The 20,296-nt window shown below is 59.9% G+C and carries 21 protein-coding genes; 15 read left to right on the plus strand and 6 right to left on the minus strand.

Annotated features, from left to right (window positions below):
* Window positions 1-36: 36 nt before the first annotated feature.
* On the minus strand, window positions 37-1,197 hold the full coding sequence (locus ACXYMO_RS02310; protein WP_458877029.1) for a DUF6456 domain-containing protein: 1,161 nt from the start codon (window positions 1,195-1,197) through the stop codon (window positions 37-39).
* A gap of 238 nt (window positions 1,198-1,435) precedes the next feature.
* On the opposite strand from ACXYMO_RS02310, the gene ACXYMO_RS02315 reads away from it, so the two are divergent.
* Window positions 1,436-1,735: a DUF6477 family protein gene (locus ACXYMO_RS02315; protein WP_458877030.1), complete on the plus strand. Its 300-nt coding sequence runs from the start codon at window positions 1,436-1,438 to the stop codon at window positions 1,733-1,735.
* 7 nt (window positions 1,736-1,742) lie between these two features.
* Here ACXYMO_RS02315 and ACXYMO_RS02320 read toward each other — a convergent pair whose 3' ends face one another.
* Window positions 1,743-3,287 (minus strand): trimethylamine methyltransferase family protein, encoded by a 1,545-nt coding sequence (locus ACXYMO_RS02320; protein WP_458877031.1) that lies wholly within the window; start codon window positions 3,285-3,287, stop codon window positions 1,743-1,745.
* 341 nt (window positions 3,288-3,628) lie between these two features.
* Here ACXYMO_RS02320 and ACXYMO_RS02325 point away from each other — a divergent pair, with 341 nt between their 5' ends.
* The 10 genes from ACXYMO_RS02325 (at window position 3,629) to ACXYMO_RS02370 (ending at window position 13,517) form a co-directional block, all read left to right on the plus strand.
* A complete protein-coding gene (locus ACXYMO_RS02325; RefSeq protein WP_458877032.1) occupies window positions 3,629-4,843 on the plus strand; it encodes an OmpP1/FadL family transporter in 1,215 nt (404 codons plus the stop codon).
* 73 nt (window positions 4,844-4,916) lie between these two features.
* Entirely contained in the window at window positions 4,917-6,479 is a 1,563-nt protein-coding gene (gene guaA / locus ACXYMO_RS02330) for a glutamine-hydrolyzing GMP synthase (RefSeq protein WP_458877033.1), read from the plus strand.
* Window positions 6,480-6,527: 48 nt separating this feature from the next.
* Complete coding sequence (locus tag ACXYMO_RS02335) at window positions 6,528-7,397, plus strand: DMT family transporter (protein WP_458877034.1); 870 nt, start codon at window positions 6,528-6,530, stop codon at window positions 7,395-7,397.
* Window positions 7,398-7,425: 28 nt separating this feature from the next.
* Window positions 7,426-8,334 (plus strand): DMT family transporter, encoded by a 909-nt coding sequence (locus ACXYMO_RS02340; RefSeq protein ID WP_458877035.1) that lies wholly within the window; start codon window positions 7,426-7,428, stop codon window positions 8,332-8,334.
* A gap of 53 nt (window positions 8,335-8,387) precedes the next feature.
* The gene (locus ACXYMO_RS02345; protein WP_458877036.1) at window positions 8,388-9,248 is read left to right on the plus strand and encodes an ATPase; all 861 of its coding nucleotides are present in this window, start codon (window positions 8,388-8,390) and stop codon (window positions 9,246-9,248) included.
* A gap of 49 nt (window positions 9,249-9,297) precedes the next feature.
* On the plus strand, window positions 9,298-10,221 hold the full coding sequence (gene metA, locus ACXYMO_RS02350) for a homoserine O-acetyltransferase MetA (protein WP_458877037.1): 924 nt from the start codon (window positions 9,298-9,300) through the stop codon (window positions 10,219-10,221).
* The gene (locus ACXYMO_RS02355; RefSeq protein ID WP_458877038.1) at window positions 10,205-11,164 is read left to right on the plus strand and encodes an alpha/beta fold hydrolase; all 960 of its coding nucleotides are present in this window, start codon (window positions 10,205-10,207) and stop codon (window positions 11,162-11,164) included. The genes metA and ACXYMO_RS02355 overlap by 17 nt, the downstream gene beginning before the upstream one ends.
* A gap of 41 nt (window positions 11,165-11,205) precedes the next feature.
* Complete coding sequence (gene ppk2 / locus ACXYMO_RS02360) at window positions 11,206-12,075, plus strand: polyphosphate kinase 2 (protein ID WP_458877039.1); 870 nt, start codon at window positions 11,206-11,208, stop codon at window positions 12,073-12,075.
* Window positions 12,068-12,685, plus strand: a complete 618-nt coding sequence (locus ACXYMO_RS02365) for a TetR/AcrR family transcriptional regulator (protein ID WP_458877040.1) — start codon at window positions 12,068-12,070, stop codon at window positions 12,683-12,685. The genes ppk2 and ACXYMO_RS02365 overlap by 8 nt, the downstream gene beginning before the upstream one ends.
* A gap of 88 nt (window positions 12,686-12,773) precedes the next feature.
* Window positions 12,774-13,517 (plus strand): FkbM family methyltransferase, encoded by a 744-nt coding sequence (locus ACXYMO_RS02370; RefSeq protein WP_458877041.1) that lies wholly within the window; start codon window positions 12,774-12,776, stop codon window positions 13,515-13,517.
* A 96-nt stretch (window positions 13,518-13,613) separates the two neighbouring features.
* Here the strand turns inward: ACXYMO_RS02370 and rpsI are convergent, their stop codons facing one another.
* The 3 genes from rpsI to ACXYMO_RS02385 all read right to left on the minus strand — a co-directional run bounded on the left by rpsI (window position 13,614) and on the right by ACXYMO_RS02385 (window position 16,128).
* Window positions 13,614-14,111, minus strand: coding sequence for a 30S ribosomal protein S9 (gene rpsI / locus ACXYMO_RS02375; RefSeq protein ID WP_458877042.1), 498 nt, complete (start codon window positions 14,109-14,111; stop codon window positions 13,614-13,616).
* Window positions 14,112-14,115: 4 nt separating this feature from the next.
* Window positions 14,116-14,574 carry a 50S ribosomal protein L13 gene (gene rplM, locus ACXYMO_RS02380; protein WP_458877043.1) on the minus strand — a complete coding sequence of 153 codons (459 nt, stop codon included), beginning with the start codon at window positions 14,572-14,574 and terminating at the stop codon, window positions 14,116-14,118.
* A gap of 159 nt (window positions 14,575-14,733) precedes the next feature.
* Window positions 14,734-16,128, minus strand: a complete 1,395-nt coding sequence (locus tag ACXYMO_RS02385) for an aminotransferase-like domain-containing protein (RefSeq protein WP_458877044.1) — start codon at window positions 16,126-16,128, stop codon at window positions 14,734-14,736.
* A 97-nt stretch (window positions 16,129-16,225) separates the two neighbouring features.
* Between ACXYMO_RS02385 and ACXYMO_RS02390 the strand changes: the two genes are divergently transcribed.
* Window positions 16,226-16,453, plus strand: a complete 228-nt coding sequence (locus ACXYMO_RS02390; RefSeq protein ID WP_458877045.1) for a DUF1127 domain-containing protein — start codon at window positions 16,226-16,228, stop codon at window positions 16,451-16,453.
* 66 nt (window positions 16,454-16,519) lie between these two features.
* On the opposite strand, the gene ACXYMO_RS02395 is transcribed toward ACXYMO_RS02390, so the two are convergent.
* Window positions 16,520-16,942 carry a PaaI family thioesterase gene (locus ACXYMO_RS02395; RefSeq protein ID WP_458877046.1) on the minus strand — a complete coding sequence of 141 codons (423 nt, stop codon included), beginning with the start codon at window positions 16,940-16,942 and terminating at the stop codon, window positions 16,520-16,522.
* Window positions 16,943-17,000: 58 nt separating this feature from the next.
* Here ACXYMO_RS02395 and ACXYMO_RS02400 point away from each other — a divergent pair, with 58 nt between their 5' ends.
* The 3 genes from ACXYMO_RS02400 (at window position 17,001) to gluQRS (ending at window position 20,293) form a co-directional block, all read left to right on the plus strand.
* On the plus strand, window positions 17,001-17,786 hold the full coding sequence (locus ACXYMO_RS02400; RefSeq protein WP_458877047.1) for an enoyl-CoA hydratase: 786 nt from the start codon (window positions 17,001-17,003) through the stop codon (window positions 17,784-17,786).
* Between the two features lie 253 nt (window positions 17,787-18,039).
* Window positions 18,040-19,395, plus strand: a complete 1,356-nt coding sequence (gene trmFO, locus ACXYMO_RS02405; protein ID WP_458877048.1) for a methylenetetrahydrofolate--tRNA-(uracil(54)-C(5))-methyltransferase (FADH(2)-oxidizing) TrmFO — start codon at window positions 18,040-18,042, stop codon at window positions 19,393-19,395.
* Window positions 19,396-19,420: 25 nt separating this feature from the next.
* Complete coding sequence (gene gluQRS / locus ACXYMO_RS02410) at window positions 19,421-20,293, plus strand: tRNA glutamyl-Q(34) synthetase GluQRS (protein ID WP_458877049.1); 873 nt, start codon at window positions 19,421-19,423, stop codon at window positions 20,291-20,293.
* The last annotated feature ends 3 nt before the right edge of the window (window positions 20,294-20,296 follow it).

The raw sequence follows: 20,296 nt of genomic DNA on the forward strand, positions 1-20,296 counted from the left end.
CCTGAACCGGGCCACGGTTTTTCATGGCGGGGATGGTTATCCGATCATCCGGCTGGGTTCGGATTGTTCTTCATAATGGCGGTTCAATCGTTGCAGCGCGATCCGCAGAACGATCTTGCCCGAGCGCGCGGACCACCCCAGCTGCTTTTCGGCCGTTTCCAGCCCTTCCAGAAAACAACAGCAGCGCAGGGCAACGTCGCTGAGCCCGGGGCCAAGATCGCTCAGCGCCCGGGCGACGCGATCGCGCGCGGCGGAGGGGCCGTTGCAAACCGCACTGTCAGGAGCAAATCCCCCGCGTGCGCCCCCTGTCAGGAACCTGTCCCAGTTCTGGGCGATGCGGGTCCCCATCTGGGACAGTTCGAAATCTTCGCGCAATCGTTCGCCCGCGTGCACAAGGCTGTCGTCCAGAAACGGCTTGCCGTCCTTGTCCTTGCGTCGGGCCAGGGCGATCAGCGGGCTTTCGGCCATGTTATATCGCATCTTGCGCTGACGCCCGGACACTGGGTCATCCATTGTCTTTTCACCCCAGTTGCCGCGCTGACCGCCGAACGGGGTTTGTGCCTCGGCAAACCCGTGTTCGGAGTCCTTGCGCATCCGGTTTTCCTGCTCGGCCAGCATCCGGCTGAGCGCGGACCGCCCGGCGGCCGTGATGTGATAACGGCTGATGCGACCGGGTTTGACGCAGGCGATCCAGTCTTTGAGCGCCATGGCCTGGGCAACCGAGGTATCCACCACCGCCGTGCGCGCACTGGGCCCGGCGTCGTCATCGCGCACCACAACCGCCTTTTCCATGTTTTCAGCAACTGCCAGCACGGCCCCGGATTCGCACAGACGGCGCAAGATGCGGCTGGCTTCGCGGCTCAGTTCGGAGGCGTTCAGGGTGTCAGGTCCGGAATGTTCTGACGATGTCATCGGGAATGGTTCCTTTACAGTTGCACGCATGCCACCGGGCGCAGTCAGGCGGGATGCAGGCGACGCAAACAGGGTCTGGGCCAGCTTTTTCAGGGCCGCATCAACCAGCGGGTCGTCACGTCGCGTTTCAATTCGCCGGATCTGGCGCAGCACGGTCGAGGCATAGCATCCGGCCTCGCGGGCGAGGTCGCGAATGGTGTGCCCGAGTTCCGTGTGCAGCAGGTATCGCTGGACCGTGTCCGGCACCCAAATCGGCAAAGAAGAACCGGATGCATCCCGAGTCATTTCTAATTCTGAACGCAAAATTCCAGTGTCCCTTCGCCGATAGCTTCAGAAATTATTAACCACAACCTAGGGGCGAATCTGTTACACGATAGTTAATATCCGCCTTGCCGGATCAACATTGTAAAATTTGTCTAAACAGTTATGAAACCATCGCTCGCAGAAACATTGGATCGGGCAACACCCGTTTAGGTTGTGGCAAAACCATGGCACTTGAAATGAAAACAAGCGGGATATCCAAATGAAGGATCTGATGAGTATGCTGAATTCGCTGTGCCGTCCGCGGCTTTTGATCCGTGCGGCGCGGATCGGAGCACGGGACTACGCACGCGACCGGCATTTGCGGCGCTTGCTGGGATATGGCGCTCTGCCCCGATCTGCCGAGGCATTGATGCGGTTGATGGAGATTGAGCGCGGTCTGGATGATCAGCGCCGTGCAGATGACGCGGGGTATTCCCTGCCGCGTCATCTGGATGTGTTGATCGCCATGGTCGGCGAAGCGCAGCTATTGGCCGCGTCGCGCATTCAGGCAGTGTCCTGAATTCGTCTTACATGAAGGCGTCCGGCATCGAGGCCTTTTTCTCTTCGATATAGCTGACCAAGGCCCCGGCGATGGCCGGATCCAGTTCGGGTTGCTGATAGGTTCCAAGCAGGTGTTCGACGCGCCGCGCCGCAAGGGTTTGCGTGTCCCGTCCACCTTCTTCTTCCCAGGTTTCAAAGGGCTTGTAATCCATCACGTCAGACCGCCAGAACGCCTCTTTGAAGTTGGCCTGGGTATGGGCGCAGCCCAGGTAATGGCCGCCCGGGCCAACCTCGGCAATGGCGTCCATCGCCTGATCGTTTTCGGTCACGCCGACACCCTGGGCCAGCTTGTGCAGGATGCCAAGCTGGTCGGCGTCCATGACAAATTTCTCAAAGCTGCTGACAAGCCCGCCTTCCAGCCACCCGCATGAGTGCAGCATGAAATTCACTCCGCCCATCAAGGCCGCGTTCAACGTGTTGGTGGTTTCATATGCGGCTTGCGCATCGGGGAGTTTTGACGCGCACAGTCCACCACCCGACCGGAACGGCAACCCCATACGCCGGGCCAGCTGACCAGCACCATAGAGGATCTGTGAGGCCTCGGGCGTGCCAAAGGTGGGCGCGCCGCTGTTCATGTCGATGGACGTCACGAAGGCGCCAAAGATCACGGGCGCGCCGGGGCGAATGAGCTGGGAATAGGCGATGCCGGCCAGAACCTCGGCCAGAACCTGGGTCAGCGTCCCTGCAACCGATACCGGCGCCATGGCGCCACCGACGATAAAGGGCGAAATGATGCAGGCCTGGTTGTTGCGGGCATAAACCTCAAGCGCGCCCATCATCACCTCATCAAAGGTCAGGGGCGAGTTGATGTTGATGAGCGATGTCATCACCGTGTTTTCCTGAACGAACTCCTTGCCGAACAGGATTTCGCACATTTCTACCGAATCCTGCGCGCGGGACGGCTCGGTGACCGACCCCATAAAGGGTTTGTCCGACAGGGTCATATGGGCATGCAGCATGTCCAGATGGCGCTTGTTGACCGGCACATCGGTGGGTTCACACACCGTCCCGCCCGAATGGTGCAGCCATTTGGACATATAGCCAAGTTTCACGAACTTGCGGAAATCATCCATCGTCGCATAACGGCGTCCGCCCGAGATGTCGCGCACGAAAGGCGGTCCGTAAACCGGCGCGCAGACCAGTGTGTTGCCACCGATTTCAACATTTCGGGCCGGATTGCGGGCGTGCTGCACAAATTTCGACGGTGCAGTGGCGCAGAGCTTGCGCGCAAGACCACGCGGTATTCGCACCCGTTCCCCTTCAATCTCGGCACCGGCCTCGCGCCAGCGTTCGATCGCTTTGGGGTTGTCGATGAAATTGACCCCGATTTCGGCCAGCACCGTTTCGGCATTGGCTTCGATGATCTCAAGCGCCTCGGGCGTCAGGATTTCAAAGTTGGGGATATTGCGCTCAATATATTTGGCGGTCTCGAAAGACACGGCGCTGCGGGCGGCACGCCGGGCATTCCCGCCGCCACCACGTCGCCGTTTTTGTATGTCTGCTTCTGTCATGTTCCGCGTCCTTCACAGCATGGCAGGGGCGGATTTCTGGTTTCACGCCCGTTTGCGAGTATTTAGTCCCAACCCTGACCCGATGCAGTGTTGAATTTCGGCACATTGCCAACATCTGCGACATTTTGAAGTTTTTGGTGGAAATATACATATCAATCTCAGAATATGTTTTGATCCGCTCTGCAAAATGTACCCGAGGAGCACTGCAAGTAGCGCGGAGACTATAAAACAAGGGGCAATCAACAGCCCCGCGCTCAGGGAGAGAGAAAATAATGATCCGATGTACGAATCGGCGGCGCGCCATCGCGCACGCCACTGGCGGAGCTTTGTCTGCGGCATGGATGACACTGGCCCTTACAAGCCCGGCCATGGCCACAAACGGCTATATTGCCAATGGCTATGGCGGCAGTTCCAAGGGGATGGCCGGTGCCGGTGTCGCCGTGCCCGCGGGTGTTCTGGGACTGGCCCAGAACCCTGCGATGGGCAACAAGGTCGGCAACAAGGCCGGGCTGTGCCTGACCACCTTTGCGCCGTCCCGGTCTGTCACCGTGGGCCCGGGTGGCCCGTTGACCGTAGGCACGTTCAAAAGCGAAAACCCGCTATTCCTGATTCCGTGCGGAGGCGTCAATTTCCGCCTGAATGACCGCAGTTCCCTTGGGATTTTCACCTTTGGCAACGGCGGCATGAACACCGAATATACCACCAACTTCCTGGCCGGTCTGGGTGCGGGCACCGCGCCTCTGGGCGTCAATCTGGAACAGCTGTTCCTGAGCGTGAACTATTCTTATTCCGTCAACGAGCGCCTGACCCTTGGTATTGCCCCGGTCCTTGCCATTCAGCGGTTCAGCGCCACGGGGCTGGAGGCGTTCGAAGGCATGACCTCGGCGCCTGGCCTTGTGACCAACAACGGCAGCGACTGGTCCACCGGTCTGGGCCTCAATCTGGGCATGGTCTGGGAACCGACCTCCGAATGGGCCGTCGGGGCGTCCTACCGCAGCAAGATCAAGATGCAGAGCTTTGACAAATATGCCGGGCTTTTTGCCGAAGGCGGCAGCTTTGATGTTCCCGCAGCGGCCACGATCGGCGCGGCCTTTACCCCGGCCAAGTCGCCCGAGTGGACATTTACTGCCGAATTCCAGCGGTTGTTTTACGGCGACATTCCCGCGTTGGCCAACCCGAACGCCCCGCCACAGGGACCGCTTGGTGCCGATAATGGCGTCGGGTTTGGGTGGAAGGACGTGGATGTCGTGCGCTTGGCCGCGATCTATCGGATGAACCCGCGCTGGACCCTGCGGGGCGGCCTGAGCTATGCGACGGAATTCATCGACCCGCCTTCGACCGTGATCAATACGCTCGCCCCCGCAACGCCGCAATGGCATGCCTCGGCCGGCGCGAGTTACAAGATCAACGACAGTTGGGGGCTGACCATGTCCTATACCCATGCCTTCGAGAATTCGATCACCGGGGCGAATCCCGCCCTGACCGGCGTGGCCCAGCCGGTAACCATCGGCATGTCCCAACATGAATTTGCAATCGGAATGACCTATAAATGGTAATACCCTGCCCCGCGCGACGCCGTTGTTGCGCGGGGCCTCTTGTGCAAATCGCGCGCCCGCAATATCAGGCCTCATGAGCCAGATTTCCCACGACCGCCTTCTCATCATCGACTTCGGCAGCCAGGTGACGCAGCTTATCGCGCGCCGCTTGCGCGAACTGAACGTCTATTGCGAAATCCACCCCTATCAGAACGTGACCAAAGCCTTTCTTGAAGAGTTCTCGCCAAAGGCCGTGATCTTTTCGGGCGGGCCTGCATCTGTGATCGACGAAGGGTCACCGCGGCCACCGGCCAGCGTGTTCGAGTTGGGCGTGCCGATCCTGGGGATCTGTTATGGCCAGCAGGTGATGATGCAGATGCTGGGCGGCCAGGTCGAGCGCGGCCATGGCACCGCCGAGTTCGGGCGCGCCTATGTCACCCCGACGGCCGAGTCCCTGCCTCTTTTGACCGGTTGGTTCACCGCCGAAAAAGAACAGGTCTGGATGAGCCACGGCGATCACGTGTCAAAGATCGCGCCGGGGTTCAAGGTCTACGGCACCTCGCCCAATGCGCCCTTTGCGATCACCGCCGATACCGAACGCAATTTCTTTGCCGTCCAGTTCCACCCCGAGGTGCATCACACACCCAACGGCGCGCGCCTTTATGAAAACTTTGTTCAGCTGGCCGGGTTCACCGGCGACTGGACCATGGGCGCCTATCGCGAGGAAGCGATCCGCAAGATCCGCGAGCAGGTCGGCGATGACAAGGTTATCTGCGGCTTGTCGGGCGGCGTCGATTCGTCTGTCGCCGCGGTTCTCATTCACGAGGCGATCGGCGATCAGTTGACCTGTGTGTTCGTCGATCACGGGTTGCTGCGTCAGGGGGAGGCCGAAGAGGTCGTCACCATGTTCCGCGACCATTACAACATGCCGCTGATCCATGCTGATGAACAGGAACTGTTCCTTGGCGAACTGGACGGTCAGAGTGATCCTGAAACCAAACGCAAGATCATCGGCAAGCTGTTCATCGACGTGTTCCAGAAACATGCGGGCGATGTCGGCGGTGCCAAGTTCCTGGCCCAAGGCACGCTGTACCCGGACGTGATCGAAAGCGTCAGCTTTTCCGGCGGGCCGTCGGTGACGATCAAATCGCACCACAATGTCGGCGGATTGCCCGAAAAGATGGGCCTGAAACTGGTTGAACCCCTCCGCGAGCTGTTCAAGGACGAGGTGCGCGAACTGGGTCGCGAACTGGGTCTTCCCCCCAGTTTCATTGGGCGCCACCCCTTCCCCGGTCCCGGTCTCGCAATCCGCTGCCCCGGCGAAATCACCCGTGAAAAGCTGGAAATCCTGCGCAAGGCGGATGCGGTCTATATCGACCAGATCCGCAAGCATGGCCTGTATGATGAAATCTGGCAGGCCTTTGTTGCCATCCTTCCGGTGCGCACCGTGGGGGTCATGGGCGACGGGCGCACCTATGACTATGCCTGCGCACTGCGCGCGGTGACCTCGGTCGATGGGATGACGGCAGATTACTATCCGTTCACGCATGACTTCTTGGGCGAAACCGCAACCCGCATCATCAACGAGGTTCAGGGCATCAATCGCGTCACCTATGACGTGACCTCAAAACCGCCCGGAACGATCGAGTGGGAATGATGTTCCCTCTCGTTTCCGGACCGCGCCGCGACTGATGGCGGCCTCAGGGTGAACCCGACGCTGAAAGCCGCGCTCTGGATGATTGGCTCCATCGTGTCCTTTTCCTCCATGGCCGTTGCCGGGCGCGAGGTGAGCGCGCAGCTCGACACCTTTGAGATCATGATGTACCGCAGTCTGGTCGGCGTCATTATCGTGGCGGTCGTTCTGACCGTCACCGGACGATGGGCTGTGGTGCGGCCCGATGCCTTTGGCACGCACCTGGTGCGAAATGCCGCGCATTTTACCGGACAGAACCTGTGGTTTTTTGCCATTACGGCGGCACCGCTGGCCCAGGTTTTCGCGTTGGAGTTCACCACGCCCCTCTGGGTGATCATCCTGTCGCCCCTGTTTCTGGGCGAACGCCTGACCCGTGTGCGCGCCTTGGCGGCGTTGCTTGGGTTCATCGGTATCCTGATCGTGGCCCGCCCCAGCCCGTCGACCATGAACATCGGCATTGTCACCGCCGCAGGGGCCGCGATCTTTTTTGCCATCACGATGATGGTCACAAAACGACTGACCCGCCGCGAAACCATTGGCGGCATCATGTTCTGGCTGACCCTGATGCAACTGGTGTTTGGGTGCATTGCCGCCGGGTTTGACGGCGACGTTGCATTGCCGGACGCGTCGGGCATTCCGTTTGTGATCGTCATCGCACTGGGCGGGTTGCTGGCGCATTTCTGCATCACCAACGCGCTGTCCATCGCCCCCGCCTCGGTCGTGGTTCCGTTCGACTTCGTGCGCCTGCCCACCATTTCGGTGGTCGGAATGCTGCTTTACGATGAGCCGCTGGTGATCTGGGTGCTGGTTGGCGCGGTGATCATCTTTGCCGCGAATTACATCAATATCCTTGCCGAAACCCGCAAGAACCGGATCGCGTGACGCCCCGCCGGCGGTCTAGGGTCGCGCCATGACCATGCAGAAAACCATATCGCGGCGGGCCTGGGGCGAATTGCTTTTGCTGGGGCTGATCTGGGGCGGATCCTTTCTGTCGATCCGGATCGCCCTGGACGAAGTGCCGGTGGTGACCACGGTCCTGCACCGCACCTTCTGGGCAATGCTTGTCTTGTGGGGTTTTGTGATGGCCCAGCGGTTGCCACTGCCCCGAGAGGCGCGCACATGGGGCGCCTTTCTGGTGATGGGGCTGGCCAACAACGTCATTCCCTTTGGCCTGCTCACATGGGGGCAGTTGCACATTGAAACCGGTCTGACGGCGATTCTGAACGGGGCCACAGCGATTTTTGGCGTGATCATCGCGGCCATCGTGTTTTCCGACGAACGGCTGACGGCCCCCAGGATTATCGGGGTGACCCTTGGGTTTATAGGTGTCGCAACGGCCGTCGGGCTGGAGTCCCTCGCCCGGTTCGATCTGCAAAGCACCTCGCAACTGGCGGTTCTCGGGGCGACCCTCAGCTATGGCATCGCGGCAAGCTGGGCACGCGCGCGTCTTGGGCATCTTGCCCCACAGGTCGCCGCGGCGGGCATGTTGACGGCATCCACGCTGATCCTGATCCCGCTGGCCCTGTTGATCGACGGCCCCGTCTCATTCAATCTTAAGGCCGAAACCTGGGCGGCCATTGTCTATTACTCGCTCTTTGCCACGGCCGGGGCTTATCTGCTCTACTACCGTGTCCTGGGCATGGCCGGCAGCGGCAACCTGATGCTGGTCACGCTGGTTATTCCCCCTGTGGCGATCATCCTCGGGGCGATTGTTCTGAACGAAGAACTGAAACCAAACGCCTATGGCGGATTTGCGGTGCTGGCGTTGGGCCTGCTGATCCTGAATGGCACCATTCGCCTGCCATCAAAACGCGCCTGATTGACCCTGCCCTGCTGCCTGAGTAGCAAGAGCAAAAAGGAACAGGGTCGATAATGCTGTATTCAACCGCTCAGGACTGGCGCGATGCCCCGCACAAACGGGTGCTGTTTTTCGGGATGTCGGGGCTGGGCAAGACCTACCTGTCCAACATGTTGCGCGAATCCGGTGGCTGGTTTCACTACAGCATCGATTATCGCATCGGCACCCGGTACATGGGCGAATACATCGCTGACAACGCCAAGGCCGAGGCGATGAAGGTGCCGTTCCTACGCGACTTGCTGTTGTCGGATTCCATTTATATCGGCTCCAACCTGACATTCGACAATCTGACCCCGGTATCCTCGTATCTGGGCAAGCCCGGCGATCCGTCCAAGGGCGGCCTGCCGATGGAAGAATATCGGCGCCGTCAGGAACAGTTCCGCCTGTCCGAAATCCACGCCCTTCTGGATACCGAATATTTCATCGACCGGGCCGAGCGGCTATATGGCTATCCCCATTTCATCTGCGACACCGGCGGGTCGATCTGTGAATGGGTCGATGCCGAGGATCCCGACGATCCGATCCTGAGCGAATTGCAGAAACACACGCTGATGATCTGGCTCAAGGGGGACGAGGCCCACACCCAGGAATTGATCCGCCGGTTCGACCGCGCACCCAAACCGATGGCCTATCAGCCCGAATTCCTGACACGGGTCTGGGAGGAATACCTGGCCGAACACGCGTGCAACGAGACCGATGTCGATCCCGATGCCTTCATCCGCTGGACCTATGCCAAGGCCCTCGCCCATCGCCAGCCCCGGTACGAGGCGATGGCGAAATGGGGCCTGACCCTGACCGCCGAGCAGGTTGGGCAGGTGAAAGATGCCGCCACTTTCAATGACTTGATCGCCGACGCCCTTGAGATACATGGGTAAAGACCGTATTTGCACATCTCCGACTGTCTGAAACTGGCCCGAGCGCGTTATGCCCATCAAGATACCTGAAAACCTGCCTGCCTTTGATGTTCTCACCCGTGAGGGCGTCATGGTCCTGTCCGAGGATCAGGCCGCCCGTCAGGATATCCGGCCGCTACGCATCGGGCTTTTGAACCTGATGCCCAAGAAAATTCAGACGGAAACACAGTTCGCCCGCCTGATCGGCGCCACGCCTCTGCAGATCGAATTCAGCCTGATCCGGATGAGCGAACACCAGTCGCGCAACACCGCGGCCGAGCATATGGAAAGCTTTTACCGTACCTTCTCCGAGGTTCAGGCCACGGGTGAAAAATTCGACGGGCTGATCATCACCGGCACCCCGGTTGAACACCTTGCCTTCGAAGACGTCACATATTGGGATGAAATGCTGCGGGTGATGGACTGGACCCAAAGCCATGTGCATTCCACCTTTGGGGTGTGCTGGGGTGCGATGGCGATGATCGATCATTTCCACGGCGTGCCCAAACATATCCTGCCGCATAAATTGTTTGGCTGTTATCCGCAGACCAACCTGAAACCGAACTCGCCCTATCTGCGCGGGTTTTCGGATGTCTGCGTCGTTCCGGTCAGCCGCTGGACGGAAAACCGCCAAGACGACATTGATGCCACGGGCTCCCTTGTGACCCTGTTGGGCAATGACGAAACCGGCCCTTGCCTGGTGCAGGATCTCGACCACCGTGCGCTCTATGTCTTCAACCACTTTGAATACGACAGCGACACGCTGAAACAGGAATATGACCGTGATGTCGACCAGGGGACCGCGATCAATGTGCCGATCAATTACTATCCCGATGATGACCCCAGCAGGCCGCCGTTGAACCGCTGGCGCAGCCACGCGCATCTTTTGTACGGCAACTGGATCAACGAAATTTACCAAACGACCCCGTTCGAGATTGATGACATTGGCAGATAACCTGTTGATTGCACTCGCAATCGTTATCATCCTTGGGGGGGCTGCCACTTACTTGCGCAGTCGACGCCGACAACGCCAGGCCGAACGCGCCTTTCCCCCCGAAGGCCAGTTTGTTGATGTCGGCGGGCACCAGGTGCATGTCGTGGTTCAGGGCAGCGGTCCCGACCTCGTGCTGTTGCACGGGGCGTCGGGCAACACGCGGGACATGACCTTTTCACTGGTTGAAAAACTCTCCCCCCGATACCGGGTTATCGTGTTCGACCGCCCCGGCCTGGGGCACACACCGCCGCTGGCGGCCAATGACGTCCATCTCAGGGATCAGGTGGATCTGCTGGTTGGCGCGTCCAAGTCCCTTGGCGCGGACCGTCCGATTGTCGCCGGTCAGAGCTTTGGCGGGGCTGTGACAATGGCCTGGGCGGTGTATCACCCCGAAAATATCGCCGCGGCGGTGTCGATCGCCGGGGCCACTCACCCCTGGCCCGGCAAACTGGATCGCCTTTATGGATGGCTGTCGCGCCCGCGGATTGGCCCGGTTCTGGCCCACCTGCTCTCGGCCTGGGTCAGCGACGGATATATCCGCAAAGCGGTGGACGAGGTGTTCAGCCCGCAAAAGGCCCCGCCGGGATATGCCGACGCAATCGGCACACCGCTGGTTCTGCGGCCGCATTCGCTGCTGGCCAATGCGCAACAACGGCACCAGCTGCGCCAGCATCTGCGCGACATGGTCCCCGGCTATGACCGGATAACAATCCCGGTCGAGGCGGTGCACGGGACCTCGGATTCAATCGTGTCCCACAGCATCCATTCCGAGGCCCTGATGCGCGACATCGAAGGCGCCACGCTGACGCTGTTGCCGGGAATAGGTCACATGCCGCACCACGTGACCGAGGACGAAGTCATCGCCGCAATCGACGCGGCCGCCCAGCGTGCCGGATTGCGCTAGTCGGTTGTGACCGCCATAGTGGATTGAAAAGGGAATAAAGAATGGACCTTCCTTTTGACGGAGCCATCAGCGAGTTTTACAGGACGCACGCCCCTGACGCGGTCAGGAACGCGATTGCCCGTGCCGATAAAAGCGAGATCCTGAATAAGGATTATCCGCATTCCGACCGATTGGCGCGTAAGGTGTACGAAAAAGAACTCGCCGCGCTGCAGATTGAGCTGGTCAAGTTGCAGTCCTGGGTCAAGGAAACCGGACAGCGCGTCGTCATTGTCTTTGAAGGACGCGATGCCGCCGGCAAAGGCGGCACGATCAAGCGGTTTCGCGAAAACCTTAACCCGCGCGGCGCGCGTGTGGTCGCCCTGCCCAAACCATCGGATGCAGAACGCAGCCAATGGTATTTCCAGCGCTATATCGACCATCTGCCAGCGGGCGGTGAAATCGCGTTTTTTGACCGCAGCTGGTACAATCGCGGCGTTGTCGAACAGGTCTTCGGGTTTTGTACGGATGAGGAACGCGAACGGTTTTTCCATCAGGTCGACCCGTTCGAGGAATCGCTGGTCGATGACGGAATTCACCTGTTCAAATTCTGGCTCAATGTCGGACGTGCCGAACAGTTGCGCCGCTTCCTGGCGCGGGAAAAGGACCCGTTAAAACAGTGGAAGCTCAGCTGGATCGACGTTGAAGGTCTCAAGAAATGGGATGCCTATTCGGCGGCGATCAGCGAAACGCTGACCCGCAGCCATACGGATCTCACGCCCTGGACGATCATCCGCTCGGATGACAAGCGCCGCGCGCGTCTGGGCGCCATCCGTACAGTGCTGCATGCGCTGGAGTATGACCGCAAGGACGCAAAGGCGATTGGCCACATCGATTCCGAAATCTGCGGTGGCCCGGATATCTGGGATGGCTAAACGCGGCTATCATCATGGCAACCTGCGACAGGCTCTGATCGATGCGGCGTTGGAGCTGATCGAAACCAAGGGGCCAACCGGGTTCACCCTGTCGGAGGCGGCGAAAACCGCCGGTGTGACGCCGGCAGCCGTCTATCGCCATTTCGAGGGGCGCGAGGATCTGATCGCCGAAGCGGCACGGCAGGGGTATGAGATATTTGCCGATCTCATGCAACACGCCTATGACACGGGGCAGCCGTCCGCCCTGGCCGCGTTCGAGGCGACGGGACGCGCCTATCTCGCCTTTGCCCGAAAACATCCCGGCCACTACATCGCCATGTTCGAAAGCGGCATTTCGGTGAACCGGACACCGGAACTGGCCGCCATCGCCAAAAAGGCGCGCGATGTGCTGGAAAAAGCCGCAACCGATCTGAGCCAGCACATCCCGCCGGACAAACGCCCTCCCGCCTCGATGTTCAGCGCCCATATCTGGGCAATGAGCCATGGAGTTGTGGAACTGTTCGCGCGTAATTCGCCCGGCACCCAGAGCCCGTTTCCCCCCGAAGACCTGCTTGAAACCGGGATCGGAATCTATTTACGCGGTCTGGGGCTGATCGACCCGGACGAGTGATCGCCCTTGCCCGGGCTTGGGGCCAGCGGTAAGAAGATTTGAATTTGCGTCGACTTGGGCGCGTACAACAACAAAAAAGCGCAGTGCCGTGTCCCATTTACTGACAAACACCAGGTTGATCCGCCGGTCCCGGCTCAGAGAGCTGAAAGAGCGGGAAAAGGCCTATTTCGATCTTGAGTTCATCAAGGCCATGCCGCCTGAAAAACGCAGCGCCTGTATCGATGCGCTTGAAACCTCGCATTCCCAGGTGCGCCAGGACATTTTCGCCCTGGCACAGCTCGACTTCAAAACGGGCGGGTTCTTCGTTGAATTCGGCGCCACGAACGGTGACGAACTGTCCAACACGATGATGATGGAGCGCGACTATGGCTGGACCGGGATTCTGGCCGAACCTGCCGTGGGCTGGCACGAGGCGCTCAAGCGCAATCGCAAGGCGGCCATCGATACCCGCTGTGTCTGGAAAGAAAGCGGTCAGACCGTGCATTTCACCGAAACCGCCAGCGCGGTCAATTCCGCCATTTCGACCTTTGTCAAAACCTCGCGCAAGATGCGCGGTCAGGGTTATGACGTGGAAACCGTGTCGCTGAACGATCTGCTGGAACAGCATAAAGCCCCTTCGGTGATCGACTATATCTCGATCGATACCGAAGGCAGCGAGTTTGATATCCTGAACGCTCTTGATTTCGACAAATGGTCCTTCCGCGTCATGACGGTGGAACACAATTACGAACCTCAGCGCGAGGACATTCTGGAACTGCTGACCAGCAAGGGGTACACCCGTGTCCACCCCGAGGTGTCGCGGTTCGATGACTGGTACGTCAAGGCCGACTGAGTTCCCGGCCAGCGTCCCTAAGACGCTCACACAGGTGCCTCAACGCAAAAAAGGCCACGCAAAAGCGTGGCCTTTTCAATAGGTAAGAACCCAAACTTAACGCTTGGAGAACTGGAAGCTCTTGCGGGCCTTGGCCTTGCCGTATTTCTTCCGTTCCACGACGCGGCTGTCGCGGGTGAGGAAGCCAGCGGCCTTGAGCGCGCCACGCAGCGACGGGTCATAAAGCTGCAGAGCCTTGGAAATTCCGTGCTTGACCGCACCGGCCTGACCGGACAGGCCACCGCCCTTGACGGTTGCCATGACGTCGAACTGGTCCTCGACACCGGCAACGGTGAACGGCTGGCGCAGGATCATCTGTAGAACCGGACGCGCGAAATAGCCGGCCATTTCCTTGCCGTTGACAACGACCTTGCCCGAACCGGGTTTGATCCAGACGCGGGCAACCGCATCCTTACGTTTGCCGGTTGCATAGGCGCGGCCCAGTTCGTCACGAACGGGTTCACGTGCGATTTCGGTTTCGACGCCCTGAACACCGCCGACGTTTTCGGTCACGGCCTCTTTCAGGTCTTCGAGTGTGTTGATTTCGTCAGCCATTCAATCAGCTCCGGGTGTTTTTCTTGTTCATGGATTTGACATCCAGAACTTCAGGGCTCTGTGCCTCGTGCGGATGCTCGGCCCCTGCATAGACGCGCAGGTTGGTCATCACCTGACGGCTCAGGCGGTTGCCCGGCAGCATGCGCTTGACCGCTTGGGTCACGACACGCTCGGGGTGCGCCCCTTCCAGGATCTGCTGCTTGGTGCGCGATTTGATCCCGCCGGGGTGGCCAGTGTGCCAGTAGAAATGCTCTTCGCGTTTCTTGCCGGTCATCTGGATTTTTTCAGCGTTGATGACGATGACGTTGTCGCCCATGTCCATGTGCGGAGTGAACGACGCTTTGTGTTTGCCACGCAGACGCATGGCAATGATCGATGCAAGACGACCCAGAACGATGCCTTCGGCGTCGATCAGGATCCATTTCTTGTCGATCTCTGCTGGTGTTGCAGAAAAGGTTTTCATGACGGATGTTCCCGTTTGGCGTTGACGGCAGGCATTTCACGGCCTGCGCGAATTCGATGGACGGGGTTTACTGGTCACCCCTGCCCCCGTCAAGTGCATCATGTTCCTTTAAATGGAATAAAAACAATACCTTAGAAATACGGTATTAAAATACCCCAACTAAACGCTGATTTGTTCCGGCGGATTGTCCAGTAGCATGCGCAACCGTTGCATCGCCTGTTCAAACGAGTCGAGCGAGACCTGTCCGTTCATCGCAATCCGCACCGCATGGGGTGCACGCCCGTCGCGGAGGGCAAATTCGTCGGCGGATCGGATTTGCACGCCTTCGTTTTCCGCCGCCCGGCAAAAGGCAGCGGCGCGCCAGCCCGGCGGCAACCTGAGCCAGACAAAGGGAACTTCGGGATTCCAGGTCAGGTCAAAACCGCCCAGGGCATTGACCGCGACACGGACATAGTCGGCCAGCCGGGCCCGCACCTTGCGCATCAGCTCAGGGGTATTGGGATCGCTCAGCAGGATCCGGGTGACCTCTGCGATGGGCTGCGCCACGCCAAAATAGCTATATTCGGCCACCCGCCGCAGATCGCCCCCCCGATCCGTCGGCCCCAGCGCAAAGCCGACACGCAAGGCCGGTGTCAGCGATTTGGAGATCGACGCCACATACCACGTGCGCGTCGGGGCCAACGCCCGATAGAAATGCGCCCGTGGTTCGCTGATCCTGTAACAGTCGTCTTCGAGGATCTGGATGTCGTGGCGGTTGATCACCTCGACCAGCGCCTTGCGTCGCTCCAGCGGCGTGAAACATCCCGTCGGATTGTGCACTTCGGGTGATGTGCAGAAAACCTGGGCACCGGACCGCCGAATGGCTGCGTCCAGCGCCTCGGGGATGACTCCGTATTCGTCCATTTCAACCCCGACAACATCGGCGCGCATCAGTTCGGCGGCCCGGCGAAACCCGGCATACGAAAGGTCTTCGACCAGGATGGTGGGTTTGGGGCCGGCCACGACGGCCTGAAGCACAAGGCATATGGCACTTTGCCCCCCGTGGGTCAAAACCACATCCTCGGGGGCGACAGGGCCCAGCGGCGCAGTTGAGAGCCAATCCGCGACAACCTGCCTGATATCGGCAAAGGCTTCGCGGGTCGGATAGTTGAGAAACCTGTGCGGCTCCCCGTCGGCCACCTGCAACAGCGCGTGGCGGATGGCGGCGACCTGCCCCACGTCGGGCAAGCGCGGGCTGAACAGGCTGACAGTGCGGGAATTCCGCGGTTCGACGATCCGGGACCAGACATCATCCTGTAGCTGAGATTTCGGCGGGGCGACAAAGGTGCCGCGCCCGACCTCGGCCAGCAGAAGGCCCTCGTCCGTCAGCAGGGCATATGCTCGTGCCACCGTTCCGGGGGTGATGTTCAATTGATAGGCCAGTTCCCGGACCGGAGGCAGCTTGGCCCCTTGCCTCATCTCACCGCTGTCGATGGCGTTTCGGATCAATTCGGCCACGGCCTTGTATTTGGGGCCTAGGCGATTGGCGAGGGAGGGCTGAGAAATTGTACCCAATACAATGTTTCCTTGGACCGCGCGTGTCAATTTTTGTATCTCTTGTGTATCGGTAAAACGTTACTTTGTGTCAATACAATTTGGAAAGGACACTCCCATGACACAGTCCATGACAGCGCAAACCCTGAACTTTCTCAGCACCAGCCCCCGTCTGCCCCTGGCGGCGACGATCGCAGTGCGCATTGCGGGTGTCGTGGCCACATGGGACCAGCTTTCGCGCACGCGGCGTGACCTTGCACAACTGAGCGACCATATGCTGGACGACATCGGATTGACCTATGCGCAGGCGCGCAGGGAATCCAAACGTTGGTTCTGGCAGGTTTGACGTCCTGAAGTATCCCTGTCTGGCAACAGACACACCTAAGGCCGGGGCATGCCCCGGCCCTTTTTGTCAGCCCTTGGGCGGTATCGCGTAGGTCAGCGTGGCACGGGCAACAATGTTGTCCGACCCTTCGGAGCGCATCAGGATATCGCCGACGGCCAGCAACTTGCCCAGTTTCAACAGACGTCCCTCGGCAATCAGATCGGCGCCCGCCACCGGTTTGCGCATGAAATCGATGGAACAATTCGTCGTCACGGTCAGTGCCTTGCGCCCGATCATGCCCAGAACCATCACATAGACCGCCACATCCGCCAGCCCGAACATCGAAGGTCCCGAAACCGTACCACCGGGGCGCAGATGGCGATCCGCAGTCAGCAGGCGCATGGTGACGGCCATTTGCTCAAGGTGATCGATCGCGAAATCGTCCTTCACCTGTGGAAAGACCTCGGTCAGGTAATCCATCACCTCGTCTTTATTCAGTGCCAATGCCATGCTTTTCCTTCTCTTCGATCGCCACTAGACTTGGCCCATCTGGCAAGGGGAGAGCAAGATGGGAATTCTGGAACGCAACGACACCGGGGCAATTGCGCATCTGCAAATGAACGCGCCCGAGCGGCTGAATGCGCTGTCGGATGAAATGATTGCCGCCTTGCAGGCACAGTTTGATGCGCTGCGCGAGGATAGGACCATTCGCGCCGTGATCCTGTCGGGGGCGGGCAAGGCGTTTTGCGCCGGCCATGATCTGAAACAGATGACCCAGGGCCGTCAGGCCGAAGATGGCGGACGGGCCTATTTCAAGGACCTGTTCGATCGCTGCGCCCACATGATGCAATCCGTTCAATCCCTGCCGCAGCCGGTCATCGCACAGGTGCACGGGATCGCAACGGCAGCAGGGTGCCAACTGGTGGCCACCTGTGATTTGGCCATTGCCGACCGGGACACCCGGTTCGGTGTGAATGGAGTCAACATCGGGCTGTTCTGCTCGACCCCGATGGTCGCCCTGTCGCGTAATATTCCCCGCAAGAAGGCTTTTGAAATGCTGACCACCGGTCAGTTCATCCCGGCCAACGAAGCAGAACGCTTGGGCCTGATCAATCGCGCGGTGCCAGGTGAGGTGCTGGAAAGCGAAACGCGCGCCATGGCCGAGACATTGGCAGCCAAGCTGGGCGCGGCGGTCAAGATCGGCAAACGGGCGTTCTATGAGCAGATCCAGATGCCGGTCGATCAGGCCTATGACTACACCGGGCAGGTGATGGTCGAGAACATGATGATTCGGGACACGCAAGAGGGAATTTCGGCGTTTATCGACAAAAGATCCCCTGATTGGGAGCAGTAAATCAACTGTTTCTGCGGGTTTTTGCAATTGTTTCGAAATTCGCGCTTTTAATGTAGGCAAGAGTGTGGCAATGATTTGTCACGCGTTACGAGTAACGCATTTTGGGTCGCCGTGGGCGGAAGGTCCCTCCAGACCGGTTCTCTCACCGGTTCGACATTCCCGCAGCGGCGACCCCAAAAATTCCCACACTGATATTCAGGCTCCGGGTTAGTTGTCGTTGCGCCATGTGCGCTGCTGCCCTAAATGGCATGACATGAGCGAAACACTTCATATCGTGGGCGGCGGCATGGCCGGGTCCGAGGCAGCCTGGCAGGCGGCGAACATGGGCGTGGACGTGGTCATTCACGAAATGCGCCCGAAGGTGAAAACATTTGCCCACAAGACCGGCAATCTGGGCGAAATGGTCTGCTCCAATTCGTTCAGGTCCGACGATGACGAACAGAACGCCGTTGGCCTGTTGCATTGGGAAATGCGGGCCGCAAACGGGCTGATCATGGCGACGGCCGACAAACACCGTCTCCCCGCCGGTGGTGCGCTGGCGGTGGATCGCGATCCCTTTGCCGAAACGGTCACGGCGCAACTGATGGCGCATCCACGCATCTCTGTCTCATATGACGAAATTACCACCCTGCCCGACACCGGCCGCTGGATCATCGCGACGGGTCCGCTGACCTCGTCGGCACTGGGCGCGGCGATCCAGGCGGAAACCGGCGCCGAGGCCTTGGCCTTTTTCGACGCCATCGCGCCGATCATCTATTTCGAAAGCATCGACATGTCTCGCGCCTGGATGCAGTCGCGCTATGACAAGGGCGAAACCGAGGCCGAGCGCACCGCCTATCTGAACTGCCCGATGGACAAGGCCCAGTACGAGGCGTTCATCGATGCCCTTCTTGCGGCGGACAAGACCGAATTCCACGACGGCGAAACCGCCGGGTATTTCGACGGCTGCCTGCCCATCGAGGTGATGGCGGAACGCGGGCGCGAAACCCTGCGTCACGGGCCGATGAAACCCGTCGGCCTGACCAACCCGCACCAGCCCGACATCAAGGCCCATGCGGTGGTGCAGCTGCGCCGCGATAATGCATTGGGCACGCTCTATAATATCGTCGGATTCCAGACCAAGATGAAATACGGTGCCCAGACCGAGGTTCTTCGGATGATCCCGGGGCTGGAAAACGCGCGCTTTGCCCGTCTGGGCGGCATCCACCGCAACACCTTTATCAATTCGCCGACCCTTCTGGACTGCCAGATGCGGCTGAAATCGCGCCCCAATGTGCGCTTTGCCGGTCAGATCACCGGCGTTGAGGGATACGTGGAAAGCGCGGCAATGGGATTGCTGGCCGGACGCATGGCCGCGGCCGAAATCCTGGGCCAGTCTGTCACGGCGCCACCGGGAACCACGGCCATGGGTGCGCTTGTCACCCATATCACCGGCGGGGCCGAGGCCAAGACGTTCCAACCCATGAACGTGAACTTTGGTCTGTTTCCACCGGTTGCCGGTCTGAAAGGCGGGCGGCGTGGGCGCAAGGATCGCTACAAGGCCTATACCGACCGGGCCAAGGCGGATTGGACCACTTGGGTTGAGCAGTCGGCCCTGACCGCGGCCTGATCCATATGGTCCGTCTGGTTGCGCGATGACCTTTACAACCCGCTTTGCCCCGTCCCCGACCGGGCCTTTGCATCTGGGCCATGCCTATTCGGCCCTGCTGGCCCATGACATGGCCCGCGCGGCCGGGGGCCGCTTTCTCTTACGGATCGAAGACATCGACCAATCGCGCGCCCGCGTTGAATGGGAAGAGCAGATTTACGACGACCTGACCTGGCTTGGCCTGACTTGGGACGGGCCCGTTCTGCGCCAATCCGACCGGATCGCACATTACGGTGCTGCGTTGGATCGCTTGTGGGATCAAGGCCTGCTCTTCGCCTGTACCTGCACGCGCAAGGACATTCAGGCCGCCCTGTCCGCCCCTCAGGAGGGCGCGCCCATGGGGCCGGACGGCGTGATCTATCCCGGAACCTGCCGGGCCCGCCCTGCGCCCGCGACCCGCCCAAGCGAGGCACATATCCGATTGAAAATGAACCGCGCGGCGGATGCGCTGGGATTGGGAAACGACACGGACTGCGTGACGTTTCACGAGGACGGCCGCGGCGACCAGGGCCAGCATGGGGAGATTCGCATCACGCGCACCGACCTAGTCGACAGGATTGGCGACGTCGTTTTGGCGCGGCGTGAATTTGGCACCTCTTATCACCTTTCGGTGGTTTTGGATGACGCGGCGCAAGAGGTGACACATGTGGTGCGCGGCCAGGACCTGTTTTCCGCCACCGCCATTCACGTCGTCCTGCAAAAGCTGCTGGGCCTTGAAACGCCAGTCTATCACCATCACCGGCTGATCCGCGACGATCAGGGCAAACGTCTTGCCAAACGCGACGATGCCCGCGCGATTGCCCGATATCGGGCCGAAGGTGCCCGGCCCGAGGACATCCGTGCCATGGTTGGGCTGTAAGGA

The sequence above is a fragment of the Arenibacterium sp. CAU 1754 genome (genome assembly GCF_054482635.1).

Excerpts from the sequence above, each read along its gene's own strand:
- ACXYMO_RS02310 (WP_458877029.1), bottom strand. The coding sequence starts at position 1,197 with ATGACTCGGGATGCATCCGGTTCTTCTTTGCCGATTTGGGTGCCGGAC.
- ACXYMO_RS02315 (WP_458877030.1), top strand. The coding sequence starts at position 1,436 with ATGAAGGATCTGATGAGTATGCTGAATTCGCTGTGCCGTCCGCGGCTT.
- ACXYMO_RS02320 (WP_458877031.1), bottom strand. The coding sequence starts at position 3,287 with ATGACAGAAGCAGACATACAAAAACGGCGACGTGGTGGCGGCGGGAAT.
- ACXYMO_RS02325 (WP_458877032.1), top strand. The coding sequence starts at position 3,629 with ATGACACTGGCCCTTACAAGCCCGGCCATGGCCACAAACGGCTATATT.
- guaA (WP_458877033.1), top strand. The coding sequence starts at position 4,917 with ATGAGCCAGATTTCCCACGACCGCCTTCTCATCATCGACTTCGGCAGC.
- ACXYMO_RS02340 (WP_458877035.1), top strand. The coding sequence starts at position 7,426 with ATGACCATGCAGAAAACCATATCGCGGCGGGCCTGGGGCGAATTGCTT.
- ACXYMO_RS02345 (WP_458877036.1), top strand. The coding sequence starts at position 8,388 with ATGCTGTATTCAACCGCTCAGGACTGGCGCGATGCCCCGCACAAACGG.
- metA (WP_458877037.1), top strand. The coding sequence starts at position 9,298 with ATGCCCATCAAGATACCTGAAAACCTGCCTGCCTTTGATGTTCTCACC.
- ACXYMO_RS02355 (WP_458877038.1), top strand. The coding sequence starts at position 10,205 with ATGACATTGGCAGATAACCTGTTGATTGCACTCGCAATCGTTATCATC.
- ppk2 (WP_458877039.1), top strand. The coding sequence starts at position 11,206 with ATGGACCTTCCTTTTGACGGAGCCATCAGCGAGTTTTACAGGACGCAC.
- ACXYMO_RS02365 (WP_458877040.1), top strand. The coding sequence starts at position 12,068 with ATGGCTAAACGCGGCTATCATCATGGCAACCTGCGACAGGCTCTGATC.
- rpsI (WP_458877042.1), bottom strand. The coding sequence starts at position 14,111 with ATGGCTGACGAAATCAACACACTCGAAGACCTGAAAGAGGCCGTGACC.
- rplM (WP_458877043.1), bottom strand. The coding sequence starts at position 14,574 with ATGAAAACCTTTTCTGCAACACCAGCAGAGATCGACAAGAAATGGATC.
- ACXYMO_RS02390 (WP_458877045.1), top strand. The coding sequence starts at position 16,226 with ATGACACAGTCCATGACAGCGCAAACCCTGAACTTTCTCAGCACCAGC.
- ACXYMO_RS02395 (WP_458877046.1), bottom strand. The coding sequence starts at position 16,942 with ATGGCATTGGCACTGAATAAAGACGAGGTGATGGATTACCTGACCGAG.
- ACXYMO_RS02400 (WP_458877047.1), top strand. The coding sequence starts at position 17,001 with ATGGGAATTCTGGAACGCAACGACACCGGGGCAATTGCGCATCTGCAA.
- trmFO (WP_458877048.1), top strand. The coding sequence starts at position 18,040 with ATGAGCGAAACACTTCATATCGTGGGCGGCGGCATGGCCGGGTCCGAG.
- gluQRS (WP_458877049.1), top strand. The coding sequence starts at position 19,421 with ATGACCTTTACAACCCGCTTTGCCCCGTCCCCGACCGGGCCTTTGCAT.